Here is a 22551-nt window from a genome sequence, read left to right as displayed (position 1 = left end):
GACCTAGAGCGCACCGGCTGCGGTCGCGCGTTCCAAAGCGGGATAACGCGCACCCAGTGTCACCGCCCGCGCGACAAACGAAAACAGGAACGCGATCCACAGCCCGTGATTGCCATAGGTCGGGACCAGCACAGCCACCGCGATCACAAAGGCACCGGTCGACAGGATCGACATGTTGCGCATGTCTGCCGTGCGCGTCGCGCCGATAAAGACCCCGTCAAGCATCCAGCTTGCGACGCCCAGAACCGGGACCAGCAGCATATAGTTCAGATAGTTGCGCGCCTCGGCTCGAACCTCGACCGATTTGGCCATCAGGTCGACGATTGCCCCGCCCCAGAGCAGGAAGGCCAACGACAGCAGCAGCGTCCCCACCAGCGCCCAGACCGAGGCAAGTCCGATACTGCGGCGCAGCCGTGCGACGCTGGCCTTGCCAACCGCCTGCCCGACTAGTGCTTCGGCTGCAAAGGCAAACCCGTCCAGCGCATAGGCGGTGATTTCGATGAATTGCAGAAGGATCTGGTTCGCCGCCAGCGTCACGTCGCCAAAATCGGACCCCAGAAACAGGAACGACACAAAGATCCCCATCAGCATCAGCGAGCGGATCAGGATGTCGACATTGACCAACAGCATCCGGCGCAGGCGCACCTTGTCAAAAACCAGCGCCCAGTCGCGCCAGGCAGGGGTGGCAAAAGTGTCACGGCACAGCCAGAGCGCCAGCGCCAGACCGCTCCATTCCGCCAGAAACGTGGCAAAGGCCACACCATTCACCCCCCAGTCAAGGCCAAGCACGAACCACAGGTCCAGAACAATGTTCAGACCGTTCATCCAGACCTGCAACACCAGCACGGCGCGGGTGCGTTCCTGTGCGATCAGCCACCCCGTGATGCCGAATATCGCGATCGACGCCGGGGCCGACCAGACCCGGATCGCCATGTATCCGCGCGCCAGCCCTTCGACCTCTGCCGAGGCCGGGGAAACCTGAAACGCCGCCCAGAACAACGGCATCTGCAGCGACAGGATGGCCAGCCCGCCAACCGCACCGATGAGGACGGCGCGGGTCAACAGGGCCGTGACCTCGTCCATACGCCCTGCCCCGAGTGCCTGCCCAGTCAGCCCGGTGGTGCCCATGCGTAGAAAGCCGAAGAACCAGTAGAGCGACGAGATGATGATCGCACCGATGCCCACCGCACCAATGGGCGCAGCCTCGCCAAGTTGGCCAACGACTCCGGTATCCACCGCACCAAGGATCGGCACCGTGGCGTTGGAAATCACGATGGGTACGGCGATCTTGAGGACACGCCGATGCGTAATCTGCTCTGCAGTCTCAGCTGCCATCCCGAACGCCCTGGGGCGGCATCAGGAATCGCCCTGTCGCCTGCGCGAACAACTTGTCGCGATTGTCCTGCCACGCCTCGACCCGCACCGACGCATAGCGACGCCCCGCGCGGCTGACCGTCGCGCGGGCATAGGCGTCACGCGGCAAGCCCGAGCGCAGGTAATCCACGGTGAACCCGATGGTCTTGGGAAGACGTGGCAGATCACCAGCCGCCATCTGGTCAAGATCAATCGCACCAGACTCGATGTCAGGCCACAGATAGGCCCAGCTGAGCGTAATGACCGATGTGGTTTCAAGAAACGCCGCCGTCACCCCGCCGTGGATCGCGGGCAGAAACGGGTTGCCGATCAGTTTTTCGTCGAAATTCAGCAGGCCGGTCAACTCATCGCCACGCCGTTCAAATTCGATTCCGAGAAACTGAATATACGGCACCCCATGAACCAGCGCATTCAGCGCGGCATCCCGGCGTTTTTTAACCACTTGCATCGGTTCGGGACGGGGTCGCGCCATCAGGCTTTCTCCACGGTGAAAGACCCGGCTGCGGTGGCAACCGGGCGGTCAGCGTCATCATCGAATGCAGTCGCCCGCACGAATGCGACGTTTCGGGTGATCTGGTAACAATGGGCTTTGGTGACAATCTTTTGGCCCGGTGTCGCGCCGCGCATATAGTCGATGCGCAGGTCAATGGTGGCCGTTCCGCCCGGTGCCGCCGGATGGCTCATCACGGCGGCACCGCAACAGGTGTCCATGATCGCCGAAACCGCGCCACCATGAATGACCCCGGTCTTTGGATCGCCGACCAGCTTGTCAGCATAGGGCATCTCGATAACGGCCATCCCCTCGCCGATATCCGTCAGCTCCATGCCAAGCGCCCGACAATGCGGAATTGCCTCGATGAAATGCCGTGCGAGTTGGGCCTTGTCCACCATTTGTGCCGTCCTTGCTTGTTCCGGCGTCTTTATGAACAGCCCGGCATCAAAAGGGCAAGCCCACCTGTTGCGCTCGCCCGGACATCATTTTACGCTTTGAGCATCGGGGAGTAGATGCAGATGGCTGACATGCAATTGTCGTTCAAGGAAATGTGCGCAGAGTTCGACGTCACACCGCGGACACTCCGCTATTATGAATATATCGAACTGCTGCAGCCCGACCGCGAAGGGCGCGCACGGTTCTACGGGCCGCGCGAATCTGCGCGCATGAAGCTGATCCTGCGCGGGCGAAAATATGGCTTTTCGCTGGAAGAAATCCGCCAATGGCTGCTGATCTATGAAAAGGAAGGCACTGCGGCGCAGATGCAGGCCTTTGTCGAAATGGCCGACCGGCAGATGAGCGAACTCGAAAGCCAGCGCTCACAGATTGACGAAGCCATGCAGGAACTGAAAGACCTGCGCGACGAGACCGCTCGCGCTGTTTCGTGACCCCGGTATCATGTTGCTATTGGGGGCCGGGAAAACAGGCCGAAACCTGAGTTTCAATATTCGCTAATGAAGCCGCTACGTAAAGAATGAAGCCGCTACGTAAAGAGTGTGGTCATTTAGCGGTTGCCAGAGACACCTCCCGTTCCTGAACGTTTAGGACCCAATCGACGCGACTGGAAGGAGCGGTCATGGCCAACCAAGAGGTATTTCAGGTGTCCAGAAGGCTCAACATGGTTACCGGATTGCTTCTTGCTGTTCTTGGATCGCTTAGCTTTGGCTTGCTCTTCTTCGAGTGGTCGACGCGACTTCTGATTGCTGCGATTGGCTTGCTGGCCTTTGGCGCTTTACTACTTTTTTCGGCAAGAAACGTTAGCAGGATCATCGTTGACGATCACTCTATCAAGTTCCTCCCAGTGGGAGCGGAGTTTCATTTTTCGGAGATGCAAAGAATGCATGTGCCCAGTTGGGCTGATCGTTTCGATACGCCTCCAAATGCTCTGGGAAGCCTCACTATTGATACGAATACAGAAAAGTTCCGATTTGTTCCTGGAGCAATTATACAGTGGCGTAATCGTTGCAAGTTGAACTTCCAAGGATGCGACGGAAACCGGATGCTCAGTGTGCTCCGACGCCACGTTCCTGAATGAGCAAGCGCATGAAATAATGAGACTCTGACACGACTTTCTCTACTTCTTGTACCATCGATACCCTGTGCAAGCGGTCAGCCCGCTACGCGTATCTCGCGCGCCTCGGCTAGCAAAAACTTGCTTTATCCCACGTCAAATTCCCCGTGACGTAGCGTTCCGGTTACGTCAACGTCAATCTCATGTTGTAACCGCAGCCAGAGGCACACATCTCACGGCTGCCAAGCGAAACCTGAGAGATAAACCGATGACCGATGACATGATGACAATCCGCGAAATGTGCGACGCCTTTGACGTCACCCCGCGGACTCTGCGCTTTTATGAGTCCAAGGAATTGCTGTTCCCGGAACGGGACGGACAGAAACGCCTGTTTACCCGCCGTGACCGCGGACGTCTCAAGCTAATCCTGCGCGGCAAGCGCTTTGGGTTCAGCCTTGAGGAAATTCGCCAGCTTCTTGATCTCTACCAGATGGGTGACCAACAGCATACACAATTGCTGCGCGCCTATGAGATCGCCAAAGAGCGGTTGTCTGAAATGGAAGAAAAGCGCGATGAGCTGACCCAGGCCATCGGCGAACTGCAGACCCAGATCGACTGGGCCGGCAAGATTATCGAATCCAACGTAACCACCAGCAAAGCCGCCGAATAGCACTGATCGGCGCGCGCCAGACCATTCCACCAGGAGGATCCCCACATGCCCAGCTATGTAGCCCCAACCAAGGATATGCAGTTCATTCTGCATGACGTGCTGAACATCACCGAGGCGGGAATTCCCGGCTATGACGAGCTTGAGCCCGATTTCACCAGCGCAATTCTGGAAGAAGCCGGCAAGATCAGCTCTGAAGTGCTGCAGCCGCTGAACGTGGTGGGCGATAAAGAAGGCTGTGCCCTTGAAAACGGTGTCGTGCGGACTCCGACAGGGTTCAAGGATGCGTTTGAGAAGGTGAAAGAAGGCGGCTGGCCCGGTCTGGACATGCCCGAGCAATACGGCGGGCAAAACATGCCCTACGTGATCGGCACCGCCGTGGGCGAGATGTTTTCGGCCTCCAACCAGGCCTTTACCATGTATCAGGGCCTGACACATGGCGCGGCCAGCGCAATTCTGGCACATGGCACAGACGCACAGAAAGACACCTATCTGCCCAAGATGGTGTCCTGCGAATGGACCGGCACCATGAACCTGACCGAGCCCCATTGCGGCACAGATCTTGGCCTGATGCGCACTAAGGCAGAACCGCAGGACGACGGCAGCTACAAGATCAGCGGCCAGAAGATTTTCATCTCGGCTGGTGAACATGACATGGCCGGCAACATCGTGCATCTGGTTCTGGCCAAGATCACCGGTGGGCCCGAGGGCATCAAAGGCGTGTCGCTTTTCATCGTGCCCAAGTTCCTGGTCAACGAAGATGGCAGCCTTGGCGCGCGCAACGGCGTCGCCTGTGGCAACATCGAAGAAAAAATGGGCATCCACGGCAACTCGACCTGCGTGATGAATTATGATGAAGCAACCGGCTATCTGCTCGGCGAAGAGCACAAAGGCATGCGCGCCATGTTCACCATGATGAACGAGGCCCGTCTGGGGGTCGGCATGCAGGGGCTGAGCCAAGCCGAAGCCGCCTATCAGAACGCCGTCGAATACGCCAAGGACCGGCTGCAAGGCCGCGATGTCACCGGTGCCAAGAACCCGGACGGTCCTGCCGATCCGCTGATCGTACACCCGGATATCCGCCGCAGCCTGATGGACCAGAAGAGCTTTGCCGAGGGTGCGCGTGCCTTTATCCTGTGGGGCGCCGTCATGATCGACCGTGCACATCGCAACAGCGACAAGGATGCAGATGGTCTCATTTCGCTGCTGACACCGGTTATCAAGGGCTTTCTCACTGACGAAGGCTACGACATGACCGTTCAGGCTCAGCAGGTTTATGGTGGGCATGGGTACATCGAGGAATGGGGCATGTCGCAGTTCACCCGCGATGCCCGTATCGCGATGATCTACGAAGGCGCAAACGGCGTTCAGGCGCTTGATCTCGTCGGCCGCAAGCTGGCGCAGGACGGAGGCAAGCACGTGATGGCGTTCTTTGAGATGGTCAAAAGCTATATCAAAGAGAATTCCGGCCAGAACGAGGATTTCGACCGTGACTATCTCGAACCGCTCAAGGCTGCGTCAAAAGACCTGCAGGCTGCCGGGATGTACTTCATGCAGAACGGCATGAAGAACCCCAACAATGCGCTGGCCGGATCCACCGACTTTATGCACATGTTTGGTCATGTCTGCCTCGGCCTGATGTGGGCGCAGATGGGCAAGGCGTCGCTGGATGCACTGGCCTCCGGAACTTCGGACGCGACATTCTACGAGACCAAACTGGCAACCGGGCGCTACTACATGGCACGCCGCCTTCCCGCGACCACGATGCACCTGACCCGCATCCAGAGCGGTGCAGATACTGTTATGGCGCTTGAGGCCGCAAACTTCTGATTGAACACGCGCGGCGGCATTAACCGTCGCCGCGCAAACCGCCCGATACCCGAGGATCGACCATGACCCCGAGCTGGAAGACCGAAGAGCACGAGATGCTGGCCGACATGGCCCGCACATTCTTTACCGAAGAATGGGTGCCGCAAATCGAGAAATGGCGCACGCAGGGCGAGATGGACAAGAGTACATGGGGACAGGCGGGCGAGCTTGGTTTGCTCTGCGCATCCATGCCAGAAGAATACGGCGGCGCAGGTGGTGATTTTGGCCATGAAGCAGCCATCGTGATCGAAGCGGCGCGCGCCAATCTTGCGAGTTGGGGGAATGGCATCCATTCCGGAATCGTGGCGCATTACATTCTGGCCTTCGGGTCCGAGGCACAGAAAAAATCCTGGCTCCCCAAAATGGCGAGCGGCGAAATGGTCGGTGCGCTGGCGATGACTGAGCCCTCGGCCGGATCGGATGTTCAGTCGATCAAGACAAAGGCCGTTCGCGAGGGCAATGCCTATCGCCTGAGCGGACAGAAAACCTTCATCACCAACGGGCAGCATGCGGATTTGATCCTCGTGGCGGCCAAAACCGATCCATCACTTGGGGCCAAGGGTATCTCTCTGGTCGCCGTCGAAACCGAAGGCGCCGCCGGGTTCACCCGCGGACGCAATCTTGAAAAGATTGGCAAACACGCGTCGGATACGTCCGAGTTGTTCTTTGACAACGTCGAGATCCCGCCCGAAAACATCCTCGGCGGCGAAGAGGGTCGCGGGTTTTACCAGATGATGCAGCAATTGCCGCAGGAGCGTCTGATCATCGCCGCTGAATCCGTCGGTTCCATGCAGGGCGGCATCGAGCGCACGATCGCCTATTGCAAGGAACGCGAGGCATTTGGCGACAACCTTCTGCAGTTTCAGAACACGCGGTTTCAGTTGGCCGAGTGCAAGACTAAACTTGCGGTGACCGAGGCATTCCTGAACGAGTGCATCGGCGATCTGATCGCCGGCGAACTCAGTGTAGAGAAAGCCGCGATGGCAAAATACTGGGCCACCGATACGCAGGGACAAGTCCTTGATGCTTGCCTCCAGCTACATGGCGGCTATGGATATATGCAGGAATATGCGATTGCCGAAATGTGGACGGACGCGCGGGTTCAACGGATTTACGGCGGCACCAACGAAATCATGAAAGAGTTGATTGCGAGGTCCCTGTGAACACAGCACCGATATTGGGGGTGGCATCTGCAGGACGCCTCCGGCGGGAGTATTTGCACAAAGATGAAATACAGGTTGCGCCCCCGCCGCCGGGCGCTTGCCATCAGGACGGGGACGACTTCACCTTTGACGGTCATCGGCTCTCCAGCCTGTACCGTAGCTCCATTGGTGGCGCATTAACCTTAACGCGGCGTTACCGAACAAACCCTGTGTCTTCATCTTTGTCCAAATACTCAAATACAACAGATCACACACGCGCCCAGGGAGGGGCTCTTGGCTTATGACACTGAAACTACATTGCTTTGGTGAAAGCGGAAATTCCTATAAGGCCGCGCTGGCTCTGGAGTTGAGCGGGCTAGACTGGGAGCCGGTCTTTGTCGACTTCTTCAATGGTCAAACCCGCACACCTGATTATCGCAAGATGGTCAACGAGTTGGGCGAGGCGCCCGTGCTGGTGGATGGTGATCGTTGTCTGAGCCAATCAGGTGCCATCCAACAGTTTATAGCGGATCGCTCCGGCAAGTTTGGTGGCAAGGATGAAGCCGAGCGTTATGACGTGCTCCGCTGGGTATTGTGGGACAACCACAAACTCTCGTCGATGGCTGGGCTGACGCGTTTTCTTGTAAACTTCCTGCCCGAGGACAAACGCCCCAAAGAGGTGATCGCGTTCAACCAAGGTCGCCTGAAGGCCGCCTATCAAGTGCTCGACACCCATCTCGCCGGGCGCGACTGGATCGTTGGTGACGGCATCACCAATGCGGATCTCAGCTGCTGTGGCTATCTCTATTATCCGGAACCGTTCGGCTTTGATCGGGCGGACTGGCCAAATATCGACGCGTGGCTCACGCGTCTTTCCGAAACACCAGGATGGAAACATCCCTATGACCTGATGCCCGGCAACCCGTCGGACCGCGCCTGAGGAGACCAATATGACCGAAGCCTATATCTATGACGCGCTGCGCACACCGCGCGGCAAGGGCCGCAAAGACGGCGCCCTGCACGAAGTAACCAGCCTGCGCCTCTCGGCTCAAACCCTGAACGCTGTCAAAGAACGCAACAATCTCGACGGTCACGCGGTCGAAGATGTGATCTGGGGCAACGTCACGCAAGTGATGGAACAGGGCGGCTGTCTCGCCCGCTCGGCGGTGCTGGCCTCTGATCTAGACGAATCCATCCCCGGCCTTGCGATCAACCGGTTCTGCGCCAGCGGTATGGAAGCGGTGAACCTTGCCGCCAACCAGGTCAAAGGCGGCGCAGGCGATGCTTATATTGCAGGTGGTGTCGAGATGATGGGGCGTGTGCCCATGGGGAGCGATGGGGCGGCGATTGCCGTTGATCCATCTGTCGCAATGGACAGCTACTTCGTCCCTCAAGGCATTTCTGCCGATATCATCGCCACCGAATACGGGTTCACCCGTGATCAGGCCGATGCGCTGGCCGTTGAATCCCAACGCCGCGCCAAAGCGGCTTGGGATGACCAGCGGTTCGCCAAATCGGTAATCACCGTGCGTGACCAGAATGGCCTGCCGATCCTTGATCGCGACGAATACATGCGTCCGCAGACCGACATGCAGAGCCTTGGCGCGCTGAACGCGAGCTTTGCCATGATGGGCGAGCAGATGCCCGGTTTTGACAAGATCGCGTTGATGAAGTACCCGCATCTTGAGCGGATCAACCACATCCACCATGCCGGCAACAGCTCGGGCATCGTCGATGGCGCAGCGGCTGTTCTGATCGGCAACAAGGAATTTGGAGAGAAACACGATCTGACGCCTCGCGCCCGCATCAAGGCCACCGCCAAGATCGGTACCGACCCCACCATCATGCTGACAGGCCCGGTTCCGGTGACGCAGAAGATCCTTGCCGACAATGGCATGGAGATTGGCGACATTGATCTCTTTGAGGTCAACGAAGCCTTTGCATCCGTGGTGCTGCGTTTTCAGCAGGCTTTTGATGTCGACCCCGAATTGGTCAACGTCAACGGTGGGTCCATTGCCATGGGTCACCCGCTGGGGGCGACGGGCGCGATCATCATCGGCACGCTGCTGGACGAGCTGGAGCGCACCGGCAAACAGACTGGTCTTGCGACTCTGTGCATTGCATCTGGTATGGGTGCGGCGACCATCATCGAGCGGGTCTGATGCCGAAACTGGATCTATCACAGATCGATATCGACGCCGGGACGTCTTATCCCGGCAAGCTGGCCGAAACGGTGTCGGGGCGGTCCTGGCAAGCGCTCGGCGATGTCGGGGGGATCACCCAGTTCGGCGTGAACCTCGTTTTCATCGAGCCCGGGAGCGCCTCTTCGCTTCGCCATTATCATCTGCAACAGGACGAGTTCGCGATGATGACCGAGGGCGAACTGGTGCTTGTCGAGGATGACGGCGAGGTCGTGATGCGGCCCGGTGATTGCGCGGCATGGCCCGCCGGTCAGGAGACCGGGCACCACCTGGTCAACCGCAGCAACAAGCGGGCCGCATTCCTAGTGGTGGGAACGCGAACGCCATCCGAGACGGTGATTTATAGCGATATCGACATGATGGTCACAGACGCCCCCGGCGCAGAGAGCAATTTTACACGGAAAGACGGCAGCCCGCTGACGGCTGACCAGATCGGAGACAACAAATGACCGATTTCACAATGACCAAAGACGCCGACGGCGTCGCAACCATCACCTGGGACGTTCCTGGAAAATCGATGAACGTGATGTCCCTCAACGGACTTCAGGAACTAAGCGATTGCATCGACGATGCGCTGGCGGATGACGCCGTAGAGGGGATCGTGATCACCAGCGGCAAGGACGGCTCCTTTGCTGGCGGCATGGACCTAAACCTGCTGGCCAAGATGAAGGAAGACGCAGGTGATGATCCGGCGCGGGGTCTGTTTGAAGGCACGATGCAGATGCATGCCCTGCTGCGCAAGATCGAACGCGCTGGCATGGACCCCAAGACCAACAAGGGCGGCAAGCCGATTGCCGCCGCCCTGCCCGGCACCGCTGCTGGCATCGGTTTGGAATTGCCTCTCGCAACGCATCGCATCTTTGTCGCCGACAACCCCAAAGCACGCATTGGCTTGCCGGAAATCATGGTCGGTATCTTTCCCGGCGCAGGTGGAACAACCCGTCTGACCCGCAAGTTGGGTGCGATGGGGGCGTCTCCGTTCCTGCTCGAAGGCAAGATGGTCGAACCTAAAAAGGCCAAGGCTGCCGGTCTGGTGGACGAGGTCGTTGACGATCCGGTTGCCGCAGCCCGCGACTGGGTTCTCAATGCAAAGGGCACGGACATCGTCAAACCCTGGGACGCCAAAGGCTATAAGATGCCCGGCGGCGCACCGTATCACCCTGCCGGTTTCATGACCTTTGTGGGTGCCAGCGCGATGGTGCATGGCAAGACACAAGGCGCCTTTCCGGCTGCCAAGGCGCTGCTGAGCGCGGTTTACGAAGGGGCGCTGGTTGATTTTGACACCGCGCTGAAAATCGAAGCACGCTGGTTCACATCGGTGCTGATGAACCCATCCTCCGGCGCGATGATACGCTCGCTGTTCCTGAACAAGGAAGCGCTTGAGAAAGGCGCGGTCCGGCCCAAGGATGTACCGGATCAGCGGGTCAAGAAGCTCGGCGTTCTCGGCGCAGGCATGATGGGCGCAGGAATCGCGCTGGTATCGGCCCAAGCTGGGATGGAAGTTGTCCTTATCGACCGGGATCAGGCCGCCGCGGACAAGGGCAAAGCCTATTCCGAGGCATTTCTCGACAAGGGCATAGCGCGCAAAAAGGTGACGCTCGAGAAGAAAGAGGCAATGCTGAACCTGATCACCGCGACGCCGGATCTGGATCAACTCAAAGGCTGTGACCTGATTATCGAAGCCGTGTTTGAGGATCCCAAGGTCAAGGCCGAAATGACCCAGAAGGTCGAGGCGATCATTCCCGAGGATTGCATTTTTGCCTCCAACACTTCGACCCTGCCGATCACAGGACTGGCCAAGGCGTCAAAGCGCCCCGAGCAGTTCATCGGCATCCACTTCTTCTCGCCCGTCGAACGGATGCTGCTGGTCGAGATCATCAAGGGCAAGGAAACTGGCCCGCGTGCCGTCGCCAAGGCGTTGGATTACGTGCGCCAAATCCGCAAGACGCCCATCGTGGTCAACGACGCGCGGTTCTTCTACTGCAACCGCTGCATCATTCCCTATGGGAACGAAGCCACGCGGATGATCACCGAAGGCGTCGCGCCGGTGCTGATCGACCACGCGGCACAGCAGCTCGGCTTCCCGGTCGGCCCTGTGCAGCTTGGGGATGAAACCAGCATCGACCTGGCCGCCAAGATCACCCGCGCCACCAAAGAGGCGATGGGCAACGAATACCCCGCCTCCGAGGCGGACGATCTGGTGTTCTGGATGGAGGAACAGGGTCGTCTGGGTCGCAAGGCCAAGGCCGGTTACTTCGACTATGACGAAAAAGGCAAACGCACCGGGTACTGGCCGGGCATCCACGACAAATACCCGCTAGCCGAAGAGCAGCCCGACCTGATCGAAGTGCAGGAACGTCTGATGTTCGCGCAAGTGCTGGAAGCGGTGCGCGCGCTGGAGGAAGGCGTGGTCGAGGATATCCGCGAGGCTGACGTCGGCGCGATCCTGGCCTGGGGCTTTGCCCCTTGGTCCGGTGGTCCGCTGAGTTGGCTGGATATCATTGGCGCGCCCTATGCCGCCGAACGCTGTGATCAGTTGACGGCCAAATACGGCGAACGGTTCAAGTGCCCCGATCTGTTGCGCGAAATGGCGGAAAAGGGACAGACCTTTTACGGTCGGTTCGCGCCCGAAGCGGCGGCGGCCTGATCCGTCTTGCCACAGGATGATTCACAGGGCGGCAGCGCCCGGCGTGTGCTGCCCTGGCGGTTGATCCTTGTCATGGTTGTTGTCGGCGTCAGTTTTCTGGTGCCGGCAGCATTGCTGTCGCCGGATGGCAAAGGTGCCATTTCAGGCTTTGCCGGGCTGATCCCCGGTTTCTTTGGTGCCATGCTTGGCAAACGGTGGCCCAGTTTTGCGGCAGCGCTGGCAACCATCGCGGCGATTGCCGGCCTGATGCTTGATGCGGGGCTTGTAGGCCATCTGCTGATTGCCTCTGCCCTTATCATCGCCGCTGGTGTTGAAGCGGTGCGTTTCGGCGGACGCAGCTTTGTCTTTGCACTCTATGGCTTTCTGTTCACGCTGCTGGTGCCCGGTATGCCCGCCCCCGCCGATACCCTGCCCTATGCGGCCTTTGGTGTTTTCTGGGGATGGGGAGCGGTGCAACTGCTGGGTGCGACGGCCAAGGCTGCACCGCCGCCTGCCCCTCGGTCTTTTGGTGTTGGGTTGACCCTGTTTCTGATGATCGGGCTGGCCGCAGCGACAGCAATCGAGCATTGGGTCGATACGCCCTATGGGTACTGGATCGCGCTGTTCTTCACGTTTCGTGCTGTTGCACCGCAGGGCCAGACCATTACGGGAACCTTGCGGTTCGGGCTTGGTGTGGCGATTGGCAGCCTCGCCGCGATCGCGGCGGCTGCCCTTCACTTTCCCGCCCATGTGATGACACCGGTCGCAATACTGCTGGCTCTCTTTGGTCTTCGGTTCTTGCCCCACCCCGGCCCATGGTCCGCCGCAGCCTTCACCGGAGCGGTCCTGCTTGCGGGTTCGCTCAGCGTAGAGACAGCGGTGTTTCGGATCGAGGCCGCGTTGACTGTTGTCGCGCTGGCAGGCGGCCTCGCATTGATCATTGGGATGATCTGGCAATTGATCCTGCGCGAGGTAGGTCCCGAGGATCAGTCGAATGCATAATCAAAGCGGTCGATATCGTCGGCGCAGCATTCGGAGATCGCTGCCGCGCTCTCCGGGGTATAATAGCTCCGATAATCGCGCCTTCTCTCCGATTGATTGAAATGCGGCATTTCCAGTTCAAAATTCAGATGTGCGACAAGCGGCGCCACGTCCTCTTCAAATCGTTCAATCCGGATATAGGCATCGCATTGTTCGCGTCCATCGACGCGGCGCATGTATCCGCGGGCGGGATGAGACTGTAGTGAAGCCTTGGTCACCGGATGCATCACAAACCCGGTAAAATCCAATTGCTGCGCCAAGGTGACAGCCGGATGATCAAAGCTTTGCTCCCTGAGCCAATGATAGTAGCTGACGACCCGGTCCCACGGGTTGCGCACCAAGGTGAACGCGAACAAACCATCCATCACCTCTGGCGAAATTAGGCCATCAATATCGGTGAGGGACGAATGCTTCCACAAGCGTCCCCGTGCCTGCACCCCTTTCAAACGCCGGCGTCGTTTGAGCGCCTTTGGGGTATCGCCAAGCATGATGTCATCTCGCATCGCCCGCGACTCAAGGGCGAGTGCGAGCGAAGTTCCTCCCGTTTTGGGGATGTGGACGAACACGTATTGGCGGCCCAAAGAAACAATCATTTATCTATCCGAAATTTGATGCCCGGAAGGCGACAATAGAAAAAACCCATCCAACGCCAAACGCCAAGAGCACATAGAAAATATGTAAAATTCCGGGAATTCAATTAATTTCATTTGAATTGAATCGTGAACACGTGAATATTCCAAATGTGAATAGTGTATTTATGAGGGACACAATCCATGTTTAACAAAAACTCTACAATTCTTGCAGCGGCAGCGTTGGCTGTTACCGTTGCGGGTGGTGCTCAGGCCGCGACTCTCGGCATGTTCAGCCATGACTATGGCACAGGTAGCGGAAATGTCGCGCCTGACCAATACGGCTCGGGTTCGCTCAACGCTGACTCGGTGACTGTTGCCGACGACGAGGCACCGCGCTTTCAGGACAATTTCGACCTGAGCTCGGTGACCGGCACGATCGAACGATTTGACCTGACACTGACATTCGGTGACGCCGGCCCAAGCGGTGTCTTCAACCTGGGCGAACGCTGGCAGGCCCGTATTCTGGGATCGGATGATGCTGCGTCTTCCGACGACAACTTCGTGACCATGTACGACGAAGCCAGCCCCCAGACGATCACGCTGAGCTTCTGGACAGACCTTGGTTCGCCCGATGCGTTTGCGCATTCGGTTGCCACCGACATGTTCTCGTTCGGATTTGCTGAAAACACGGGTTCGGGCTGGCCTTATCGTGGCGCCGACGAGTTCGATCTCCAAAGCGCGTCGCTGTTGGTTACCGGTACTCCGGCACCAGTGCCGTTGCCCGCGACAATGCCACTTTTGGCAGTCGCTCTTGGTGGCCTCGGCTTTGCCGCGCGCCGTCGCCGCAAAAGCTGATCAGCAACCACATATATTTCCAAAAGGCGGCGCATTGCGTCGCCTTTTTTCGTTTGAACACCAGCTTGACAGCAATCCCAATTGAAAGCTTCGGATCGTCGCCATAGGGTTTGATCCGGACAGGTATCGGAGGACTACAAGATGGGTTGGATGAATGACGAAGCCGGGCTCGACAAGACAGCGGCCAACTATGTCCCCCTGACACCACTCTCGGGACTGCGGCGGGCCTCGCATGTCTTTGCTGATGATCTGGCCGTGATCTACGGCACCCACCGCAAGACCTATGCCGAATACTACGACCGCTGCACCCGGCTGGCCGCCGCATTGGCGCAAATGGGCGTGACGCCGGGCGACGTGGTAGCCACGGTCCTGCCTAACATTCCGGCCCATGCCGAGGCGCATTTTGGCGTGCCCGCCTGCGGAGCGGTGCTGAACGCCATCAATACAAGGCTAGATGTGGGCACCGTCGCCTATATCCTCGACCACGGCGAGGCACGCGTTGTGCTGGTTGATACTCAATTCACCAAGGTGGTCGAAGAGGCGATCAAACGCAATGACGGCCCCGCCCCGATCCTGATCGAAGTGCCCGACGCCGTAGCCGGTTATCCGGCCACCGGACGCCATGCGACCTATGAACAGGTGCTCGGCAACGCCGATCATGATTTCGACTGGATCATGCCGCAGGACGAATGGGAAAGCATTGCACTGAACTATACCAGCGGCACCACCGGGCGCCCCAAGGGCGTGGTCTATCACCATCGCGGCGCCTATCTGAACGCCATGGGTCAGGTCATCAGTTGGGGCATGGTGCTGCGCCCGCGCTATCTGACCATCGTGCCGTTGTTTCACTGCAACGGCTGGTGCCACACGTGGATGATGCCGATGGTCGGGGGTACGATCGTCTGTTGCCGAGACATCACCGCACCCGCAATCTTTGACGCGATTGCCGACGAGGGTGCGTCCCATTTCGGCGGCGCGCCCATCGTTCTGAACATGCTTGTGAACGCGCCCGAAAGCGAGCGGCGCACCTTTGATCACACAGTGCAGGTATTCACCGCAGGCGCGCCCCCTGCCCCGGCAACATTGGCCAAGATCGAACCGATGGGCTTTCACGTCACGCAGGTTTACGGGCTGACCGAGGTTTATGGGCCCGCAACCGAATGCACCTGGGGCCCGCATCTTGACCATCTTGAGGGAGAAGCCCGCGCCGCGATCAAGGCCCGGCAAGGCGTGGCCATGCCGTTCATGGAGCATATCACGGTGGTCGATGAACAGATGGCCCAAATCCCGATGAACGGCACCGCGCAGGGCGAGATCGTGATGCGCGGCAACGGGATGATGAAGGGCTATTACAAGAACCCCGAGGCCACGGCTGAGGCGTTCAAGGGAGGCTATTTCCATTCCGGCGATATCGCCGTGCAACACGCGGATGGTTATATTCAGATTGCCGACAGGGCCAAGGATATCATCATCTCGGGCGGCGAAAACATCAGTTCGGTCGAGATTGAAGGGGTTCTGATGGGGCATCCCGATGTCTTGCTGGCGGCTGTTGTGGCCAAACCCGACGAGAAATGGGGCGAAGTGCCCTGTGCGTTTGTCGAATTGAAATCCGGCATCAATCCGAGCGAGGCCAATCTGATCGCCTTTTGCCGCGAAACGCTGGCGGGTTTCAAAACCCCGAAAAAGGTCGTGTTCGTGGAATTGCCAAAGACCTCGACCGGCAAGATCCAGAAATTCGAATTGCGCAAACAAGCCGCCGAGCTTTGAAGAACCGGAGGTATATCCGTTTGCTGCCTTGGCGGGGCATGGTAAGAGTTCGCGAAAATAGAGACATGGCAGACCCCGCAGCATGACGGCGCTCAAGAAATACGAACGGCTGGAGGCGTCTGGCCTCTGGCGGCCAACGGCTGACGTTCAGCGTCGTGATGTGGTCGTAAAGATCGGCGAAGCGACGCTGACCATCACCGATATGAAAGAACAACCGCTGGCCCATTGGTCGCTGGCGGCGGTGCAGCGCCAGAATCCCGGAGAATTCCCCGCGATCTTTTCCCCCGACGGTGATCCGGGCGAAACGCTTGAGATTGCCGAGGACGAAACCGCGATGCTGGACGCCATCGCCAAGCTGCGGCGAGCGATTGATCGCAGCAGGTCGCGGCCCGGTCGCTTGCGCTTTGCCGGTTCGATGTCGATTGCGGCGGTGGTTCTGGCGGTGCTGGTTCTGTGGTTGCCCGGCGTACTGCGCACCCATGCGCTGAACGTGGTGCCAAAGGTTCAGCGGCAGGCCATCGGCAACGCGCTTTTGGGTCGGATCGAGCGGGTGGCGGGAGTTGCCTGCGGCACCGCAGAAACCACGCCGGTTCTGGCACAGCTTGCCAGGCGGACCGACGCCAGACGGCTGGTTGTGCTGCCCGCCGGAGTTATCGACAGCCGTAACCTGCCCGGCGGGATCATCCTGCTGAACAAGGCGCTGATCGAGGATTACGAAGACCCGGCTGTCGCCGCTGGTTTCATCCTGTCAGAACAGGTTCAGGCTCAGGTCACCGACCCGCTGGATCAACTTCTCGCCTACGCCGGGCCAGTCGCCAGCTTTCGGTTACTGACCACCGGCGAAGTGACGCAAAGCACGCTTGATGGCTATGCCGAATGGGTTTTGATCTCGCCGCGCCCGCCCTTGCCTTCCGACACATTGCTTGCAGCCTTTGATGCGGCGCAGATACCCTCTTCGCCCTACGCCTATGCACGCGATGTCACCGGCGAAACCGTCGTTGACTTGATCGAGGCCGACCCGATGGCCGGACGCGATCCCGCACCAGTCCTTCCGGATCGGGATTGGGTTCAGCTACAGAACATCTGCGGCGGCTAGCGATAATCGGCCAAAGGCAATCACGACGCTATCGCGTCTCCCAGATCGGCGTCTTTTGCTGCTTGCGCGGCGTTGGCCCGTCATAGAGACGCTCTGGCGCGGCGACGGGCATCAGGACGCGGGGGACCGTCTGGCTCCACACCCGATCACTCTGCACATCGCCATGCGCGGTGCCTCGTCCCCGGTTCGGGTTCAGACGGTTGTCGTTCCAAGCTGATTTGTAACCCGGTGGCACCGCCGCGTAGGTGCCGGAATTGGTCGGTTTCAGCGTGGTGATCCCGCGCTGTGGGTTCAATCTGTCATCGTCCCACACCCGTCGATATCCGTACGGCACAACGACATCGCGGGCCTGCTGCCGATCTTCGTAGACATGGAATGGCACAACACGCGTGTTTTGTGGCAGCGTCGCGACCACGTCACTGTCAGCCAGCACGGGCACAGCAGTGCCGCTCAGCCCGACGCCCATGATCAAGGCTTTCAGAATGCAATGCGCGTTCATGTGTTCCCTCAGGATATTGATGGCGAAACTGTGCCGCAGAACGGTGGTCGAGTCAAAGCACGCTCACTTTGTGCCGAACATCCGGTCGCCTGCATCGCCCAGCCCCGGCACGATGTACCCTTGGCTGTTCAGCTTTCGGTCAATCGACGCCGTGACAATCGGAACATCCGGATGCGCCTCTTGCATCCTTGCGATCCCCTCGGGGGCAGCCAAAAGGCACAGAAAGCGGATATTGGTCGCGCCACCCTTCTTCAGCAGATCCACCGCTGCCGCCGATGAATTGCCCGTGGCCAGCATCGGATCAACCGCGATCACCAACCGGTCCTCTAGCCCGTCAGGCACCTTGAAGTAGTACTGCACCGGTTGCAGGGTTTCCTCGTCCCGATACAGCCCGACAAAGCCGACACGGGCCAGCGGGATCAGCTCCAGCACACCATCAAGCATCCCGTTCCCGGCCCGCAGGATCGATACCAGCGCCAGTTTCTTGCCAGCCAAGGTCGGCGCGTCCATTTCTTCCAGCGGCGTTTCGATGGATTTGCGGGTCATCGGCATTTCGCGGGTGACCTCGTAAGCCAGAAGCTGGGTGATCTCCCGCAAAAGCTGGCGGAACACAGCCGTGGGCGTGTCCTTTTCCCGCATCAGGCTCAGCTTGTGCTGCACCAGTGGGTGATCAACGACGGTAACGGCTTCTGACATGCGACTCTCCCGGCAATTCCGCGACAACTTGTGGGCCAGCGCCGCTGTCTCTGCAACCCATGTGCCGACCTGCGACGTCAGAAAAAGCTCATTCCCGGCCCCTGTGGCGGTACGCCGAGGTGATCCGCAACACTCGCGGCAACGTCGACAAAGCCCACATGCCCCAATGACCACGCGCCGCGCCCACTGACCAGAACCGGCACCCGTTCGCGCGTATGATCGGTGCCAGTCCAACTGGGATCATTGCCGTGATCCGCGGTCAGAATCATCACATCATCAGGACGCAACCGGGGTAATATGCGGCCCAATTCAGCATCAAACCACTCAAGCGCGGCGGCATAGCCCGAGATGTCACGGCGATGGCCAAAGCGGCTGTCGAATTCAACAAAATTGGCAAAGGTCAGGCTGCCATCTTCGGCATCCTCCACGAGGTCTGACAGATGGCCCATCAATTCGGAATCATCGCCTTTGCGCAGATCATCAATTCCCTGCATCGAAAAGATATCACCGATCTTGCCCACCGCATAAACCCGCTGTCCCGCATCCTGCACCCAATTGGTCAGAACTGGTGCAGGTGGAGAGATGGCAAAATCCTTACGGTTGGACGTGCGAATGAACCCGGTGTCCGCCCGCCCGGTGAACGGGCGCGCGATCACCCGGCCAACCTTCATCGCATGAAGCCTTGGCGCGATCTCGGCACAAAGCGTCAGCAAGCGGTCCAATCCAAAATGTTCTTCGTGGGCGGCGATTTGAAACACCGAATCCGCCGACGTGTAACAAATTGGCCAACCCGTCCGCAGATGCTCGGCCCCCAGTTCAGCGATGATGCGGGTGCCCGAGGCGTGACAGTTGCCAAGGATGCCATCGGTCCCTGCCGCCTGTGCCGCCATACGGACAAGGCTGTCGGGAAAGGCCGGCGTACTGTCGGGGAAATAGTGCCAGTCCCAAGGCACAGGGACCCCGGCCAGTTCCCAGTGACCCGATGGTGTATCCTTGCCCCGAGACACTTCGGTCGCAGCGCCCCAGGCACCCGTGGGAGCCATCCCCAAACCAGGTGCAGAAGCGCCAGAGGCCAGCCGCACGGCGGCACTCAGACCGAGTTGGTCAAGGTGCGGCACCTTCAATGCGCCGCTGCGCCCGCGCTCGGCCCGTCCGGCCATGCAGGCCTGCGCGATGTGCGCCACGGTGTTGGCCCCGGTATCCGGCACGGTACCGTTGTAATAGCGTCCGGCATCCGGCGCACCGCCGATACCGACCGAGTCCATGACCACAAGGAATGCGCGCGCCATCAGCCAACCCTTTCATGGATCAGGTCCGGCACGACGCCCGGAGCATCCCCGATCGTGAGTGCAGCGCGGACCGCCGCCTCGGCTCGCCGCGCCGCATCCTCGCGCCCGGCATGTATCACCGCCAGCGGCTGCCCCAGACCGACCTCATCGCCCAGCCGCACAAGGCCTGACAGACCCACAGCGGGGTCGATCAGATCGCCTTCCACCTGCCGCCCACCGCCCAGCGCAACCACCGCCAGTCCGAGCGCTTCGCCGTTAATTGCGGTGACATGGCCCGCCTCGCGTGCCGCGACTTCGCGGATCACGTTGGGTTCTGGCAGGAACCGCGCCCAGTCCTCGACAAAGGACAGCGGCCCGCCCTGCGCCGCGATCATCTTGCCAAACCGCTCTGCAGCACGTCCGTCACGAATGGCGGCGACCACCCGGTCGGCCCCGTCCTGCACATCGTCAACCAAACCTGCATCCGCCAGCACCACGCCGCCCAGCGCAGCGGTCAGTTGCACCAGCGGCCCTTCGGACTGCCCCGTCAAGACCAGCATGATTTCGGCCACTTCCAGCGCGTTGCCCAGCGCAGGCGCCAGCGGCTGATTCATGTCGCTGATCACCGCACTCGTCTTGCATCCGGCAGCATTGGCCGCCCCCACCAGCGCCTCGGCGAGGGCGCGGGCCTCGTCCTGCGTTTTCATGAAGGCGCCGCTGCCGACCTTGACATCAAGCACCAACGCATCAGGGCTTGCCGCCAGTTTCTTTGACAGGATCGAGGCCGTGATCAGATCAAGGCTTTCGACCGTCGCAGTCACATCACGGATGGCGTAGAGCCGTTTGTCTGCCGGTGCGATTTGTGCCGTAGCGCCAACAATGGCGCAGCCTGTCTTTGTGACGATCTCGGTCAGCCTGCTCTGTGACACGGCGGTGGTCACACCCGGAATGGCTTCTAACTTGTCCAGCGTCCCACCCGTATGGCCCAGCCCCCGCCCCGAAATCATCGGAACACAGGCGCCGCAAGCAGCCAGCGCAGGCGTCAGAAGCAACGATACGCAATCCCCGACGCCGCCGGTTGAGTGTTTGTCGATCACGGGTCCATCGAGGTCCCATGTCAGCACCTCGCCGCTGTCGCGCATCGCCAATGTCAGCGCGCCGCGCCCGGCCGCGCCGAGATCGCCCATGCAGACCGCCATGGCAAAGGCCCCGGCCTGCGCATCGCTGACCGTCCCATCGGCAAGTCCCTGCGCAAACCATCGCAGTTCCAGCTCATCCGGCACCTGATGGCGACGCAGTTTGGCAATGATGGTACGGGCGTCCATGCCCTAGCCGCCCGCCATGTGTTCGGCATTGAACGCGCCGGGGAGCAATTCGGAAAGCGTCATTACAAGTTCGGCCCCATCGGTGGTGCCCATGGTTACCGGCACCGCGCCGCCGCCAAACTCCGCCAGTTTCTGACGACACCCGCCACATGGAGTGACGGGCGTCGGGCTGTCAGCGATCACATAGATCTCGACCAGTTCGGAGTCACCGGCAGCGACCATCGCGGCAATCGCCCCGGCCTCGGCACAGGTGCCTTCGGGATAAGCGACGTTTTCCACATTACAGCCAGCATAGACTGCCCCCGATGCAACGCGCAGGGCCGCTCCCACCTTAAAGCCGGAGTAAGGAGCATGCGCGTTCTCGCGCACCTTTGTTGCCGCGTCTTTCAGGCTCATTCGGTATCCAGTTCTGTCTTGAACGCGCCAGGCAAGGCAACCTCGAGCAATTCCACATCGTCGCTGGGATCAGCCAGCCGCGTCTTCATACCGGGCGGGATGACAAAGGCATCCCCTGCCGTCAGATCATACGCATCACGCCCCTCGCCCTGCAAGGTTACGCTCCCCTCCATCACGAATGCGAACAGAATATCGGTGTCATGACGCGCCCAGACCGGGTCGCCCTGCCCGCGCCGGACCACCTGCACGCCAGCGACGTTGCCGGTATTGGCGGCGATTGTGGTGTCTCGGCAGACATAGCCCGGCAACCGGCACGGGACCCATTCGGCACCCTTGGCCTGATTGTAGACGAACCGCTGCCCTTGCCATTCACGCTCCGGGCGCAGATGCGCAGTCGGCAAGGTCATGTCATGGTCGATCTCGGTCACATGCTCTGCAGGCACCCCGATCTCGATCACCTCAACATGATCACTGGCCTCAAGCACGCGATGCCGGATTTCAGGCGGCTGGATAAAACAATCCCCGGCCGTCAGACGCATCGGCGGTCCCTGATCCTCGTAGACCACATCAACCCAGCCACGATAGCAAAAGATCAACTGAAAACCGACCTTGTGGAAATGCACCATGTCAGGCACCGGCCCACCATCGGGGATACGGATATGGCTGGCAATGATCGACCCGCCAAGCCGGTCGGGGATCAGATCGCGATACTGCATCCCTGCGCGCCCGATTATCCACGGAGCCTGATCGGCCAGACGCCGCACCACAAATGAATGCAGCGTTGCAGGCAGGACGACGGGTGGATTGCGCTCTGCAATCTCGATGCGTGTTCCGTTGGGTGCGGTCAGTTCGCGTGCGCCATTGGCGAACCCGTCAGGATCATCAGTCAGAATGCGAAGTGTCCCCGGCGGCTCGGTCGCTCCGTTCTCGATCCGCAACCGCAGCCCGTATCCAGAGAACACCGCCACCTGCGGATCGTCAGCCGGATAGATCATATCGAGCCTCATCCCCAACGTTTTTGTATAAAAAGGCAGGTCATCGCGCAGTTCGGACGTCGGCAAACGTATCTCGGCTATGGTGTCGGACATGGGACCTCTTGTCAGATGTTCCAAAAATTGTGGCGGGGGTCAGGAGATTCTGCAAGCACAGCAAGG

The 22551-nt window shown here is 59.7% G+C and carries 23 protein-coding genes; 13 read left to right on the top strand and 10 right to left on the bottom strand.

Features of this window, described 5'->3' with window-relative positions:
* Positions 1 to 3 precede the first annotated feature (3 nt).
* Genes ABJO75_RS19900 through ABJO75_RS19890 form a run of 3 tightly spaced genes read right to left on the bottom strand, consistent with a single transcriptional unit; the run spans position 4 to position 2265 of the window.
* Positions 4 to 1335: an MATE family efflux transporter gene (locus ABJO75_RS19900; protein ID WP_348134652.1), complete on the bottom strand. Its 1332-nt coding sequence runs from the start codon at positions 1333 to 1335 to the stop codon at positions 4 to 6.
* Positions 1325 to 1846, bottom strand: a complete 522-nt coding sequence (locus ABJO75_RS19895; protein ID WP_348134650.1) for a PaaI family thioesterase — start codon at positions 1844 to 1846, stop codon at positions 1325 to 1327. Before ABJO75_RS19895 ends, ABJO75_RS19900 begins: the two co-directional genes overlap by 11 nt.
* The gene (locus ABJO75_RS19890; RefSeq protein ID WP_348134648.1) at positions 1846 to 2265 is read right to left on the bottom strand and encodes a PaaI family thioesterase; all 420 of its coding nucleotides are present in this window, start codon (positions 2263 to 2265) and stop codon (positions 1846 to 1848) included. Before ABJO75_RS19890 ends, ABJO75_RS19895 begins: the two co-directional genes overlap by 1 nt.
* 120 nt (positions 2266 to 2385) lie before the next feature.
* Here ABJO75_RS19890 and ABJO75_RS19885 point away from each other — a divergent pair, with 120 nt between their 5' ends.
* The 10 genes from ABJO75_RS19885 (at position 2386) to ABJO75_RS19840 (ending at position 12884) form a co-directional block, all read left to right on the top strand.
* Entirely contained in the window at positions 2386 to 2754 is a 369-nt protein-coding gene (locus ABJO75_RS19885; RefSeq protein ID WP_348134646.1) for a MerR family DNA-binding transcriptional regulator, read from the top strand.
* A 188-nt stretch (positions 2755 to 2942) separates the two neighbouring features.
* Positions 2943 to 3401, top strand: a complete 459-nt coding sequence (locus ABJO75_RS19880; protein ID WP_348134644.1) for a hypothetical protein — start codon at positions 2943 to 2945, stop codon at positions 3399 to 3401.
* Positions 3402 to 3645: 244 nt separating this feature from the next.
* Positions 3646 to 4047 carry a MerR family DNA-binding transcriptional regulator gene (locus tag ABJO75_RS19875; RefSeq protein WP_348134643.1) on the top strand — a complete coding sequence of 134 codons (402 nt, stop codon included), beginning with the start codon at positions 3646 to 3648 and terminating at the stop codon, positions 4045 to 4047.
* A 45-nt stretch (positions 4048 to 4092) separates the two neighbouring features.
* Positions 4093 to 5874, top strand: coding sequence for an acyl-CoA dehydrogenase C-terminal domain-containing protein (locus ABJO75_RS19870; protein ID WP_348134641.1), 1782 nt, complete (start codon positions 4093 to 4095; stop codon positions 5872 to 5874).
* 62 nt (positions 5875 to 5936) lie between these two features.
* A complete protein-coding gene (locus ABJO75_RS19865) occupies positions 5937 to 7076 on the top strand; it encodes an acyl-CoA dehydrogenase family protein (protein ID WP_348134639.1) in 1140 nt (379 codons plus the stop codon).
* A gap of 280 nt (positions 7077 to 7356) precedes the next feature.
* Positions 7357 to 7995, top strand: a complete 639-nt coding sequence (locus ABJO75_RS19860; protein WP_348134637.1) for a glutathione S-transferase family protein — start codon at positions 7357 to 7359, stop codon at positions 7993 to 7995.
* 10 nt (positions 7996 to 8005) lie between these two features.
* Positions 8006 to 9217: an acetyl-CoA C-acetyltransferase gene (locus ABJO75_RS19855; RefSeq protein ID WP_348134635.1), complete on the top strand. Its 1212-nt coding sequence runs from the start codon at positions 8006 to 8008 to the stop codon at positions 9215 to 9217.
* Positions 9217 to 9705, top strand: coding sequence for a cupin domain-containing protein (locus tag ABJO75_RS19850; RefSeq protein WP_348134633.1), 489 nt, complete (start codon positions 9217 to 9219; stop codon positions 9703 to 9705). Before ABJO75_RS19855 ends, ABJO75_RS19850 begins: the two co-directional genes overlap by 1 nt.
* The gene (locus tag ABJO75_RS19845) at positions 9702 to 11903 is read left to right on the top strand and encodes a 3-hydroxyacyl-CoA dehydrogenase NAD-binding domain-containing protein (RefSeq protein ID WP_348134631.1); all 2202 of its coding nucleotides are present in this window, start codon (positions 9702 to 9704) and stop codon (positions 11901 to 11903) included. Before ABJO75_RS19850 ends, ABJO75_RS19845 begins: the two co-directional genes overlap by 4 nt.
* A gap of 6 nt (positions 11904 to 11909) precedes the next feature.
* The gene (locus ABJO75_RS19840) at positions 11910 to 12884 is read left to right on the top strand and encodes a hypothetical protein (protein WP_348134629.1); all 975 of its coding nucleotides are present in this window, start codon (positions 11910 to 11912) and stop codon (positions 12882 to 12884) included.
* Here ABJO75_RS19840 and ABJO75_RS19835 read toward each other — a convergent pair.
* Complete coding sequence (locus ABJO75_RS19835) at positions 12869 to 13516, bottom strand: sulfotransferase family 2 domain-containing protein (RefSeq protein WP_348134627.1); 648 nt, start codon at positions 13514 to 13516, stop codon at positions 12869 to 12871. The genes ABJO75_RS19840 and ABJO75_RS19835 overlap by 16 nt on opposite strands.
* A 180-nt stretch (positions 13517 to 13696) precedes the next feature.
* Between ABJO75_RS19835 and ABJO75_RS19830 the strand changes: the two genes are divergently transcribed.
* The 3 genes from ABJO75_RS19830 (at position 13697) to ABJO75_RS19820 (ending at position 17213) form a co-directional block, all read left to right on the top strand.
* Positions 13697 to 14350 (top strand): VPLPA-CTERM sorting domain-containing protein, encoded by a 654-nt coding sequence (locus tag ABJO75_RS19830; RefSeq protein ID WP_348134625.1) that lies wholly within the window; start codon positions 13697 to 13699, stop codon positions 14348 to 14350.
* Between the two features lie 141 nt (positions 14351 to 14491).
* Entirely contained in the window at positions 14492 to 16117 is a 1626-nt protein-coding gene (locus ABJO75_RS19825) for an AMP-binding protein (RefSeq protein ID WP_348134624.1), read from the top strand.
* Between the two features lie 82 nt (positions 16118 to 16199).
* A complete protein-coding gene (locus tag ABJO75_RS19820) occupies positions 16200 to 17213 on the top strand; it encodes a hypothetical protein (protein WP_348134622.1) in 1014 nt (337 codons plus the stop codon).
* A 28-nt stretch (positions 17214 to 17241) separates the two neighbouring features.
* Here the strand turns inward: ABJO75_RS19820 and ABJO75_RS19815 are convergent, their stop codons facing one another.
* From ABJO75_RS19815 to ABJO75_RS19790, 6 genes are all read right to left on the bottom strand, one after another.
* Positions 17242 to 17712 carry a hypothetical protein gene (locus ABJO75_RS19815; RefSeq protein ID WP_348134620.1) on the bottom strand — a complete coding sequence of 157 codons (471 nt, stop codon included), beginning with the start codon at positions 17710 to 17712 and terminating at the stop codon, positions 17242 to 17244.
* A gap of 63 nt (positions 17713 to 17775) precedes the next feature.
* On the bottom strand, positions 17776 to 18408 hold the full coding sequence (upp, locus tag ABJO75_RS19810; RefSeq protein WP_348134618.1) for a uracil phosphoribosyltransferase: 633 nt from the start codon (positions 18406 to 18408) through the stop codon (positions 17776 to 17778).
* A gap of 77 nt (positions 18409 to 18485) precedes the next feature.
* Complete coding sequence (locus ABJO75_RS19805) at positions 18486 to 19697, bottom strand: phosphopentomutase (protein ID WP_348134616.1); 1212 nt, start codon at positions 19695 to 19697, stop codon at positions 18486 to 18488.
* Complete coding sequence (locus tag ABJO75_RS19800) at positions 19697 to 21001, bottom strand: thymidine phosphorylase (protein WP_348134614.1); 1305 nt, start codon at positions 20999 to 21001, stop codon at positions 19697 to 19699. The genes ABJO75_RS19805 and ABJO75_RS19800 overlap by 1 nt, the downstream gene beginning before the upstream one ends.
* Before the next feature lie 3 nt (positions 21002 to 21004).
* Positions 21005 to 21397 carry a cytidine deaminase gene (locus ABJO75_RS19795; RefSeq protein ID WP_348134613.1) on the bottom strand — a complete coding sequence of 131 codons (393 nt, stop codon included), beginning with the start codon at positions 21395 to 21397 and terminating at the stop codon, positions 21005 to 21007.
* A complete protein-coding gene (locus ABJO75_RS19790) occupies positions 21394 to 22485 on the bottom strand; it encodes a cupin domain-containing protein (RefSeq protein ID WP_348134611.1) in 1092 nt (363 codons plus the stop codon). The genes ABJO75_RS19795 and ABJO75_RS19790 overlap by 4 nt, the downstream gene beginning before the upstream one ends.
* Positions 22486 to 22551 lie beyond the last annotated feature (66 nt).

This window comes from Sedimentitalea sp., assembly GCF_039973035.1.
Classification (GTDB): Bacteria; Pseudomonadota; Alphaproteobacteria; order Rhodobacterales; family Rhodobacteraceae; genus Sedimentitalea.
This window is presented reverse-complemented; position numbering and strand designations above follow the sequence as displayed.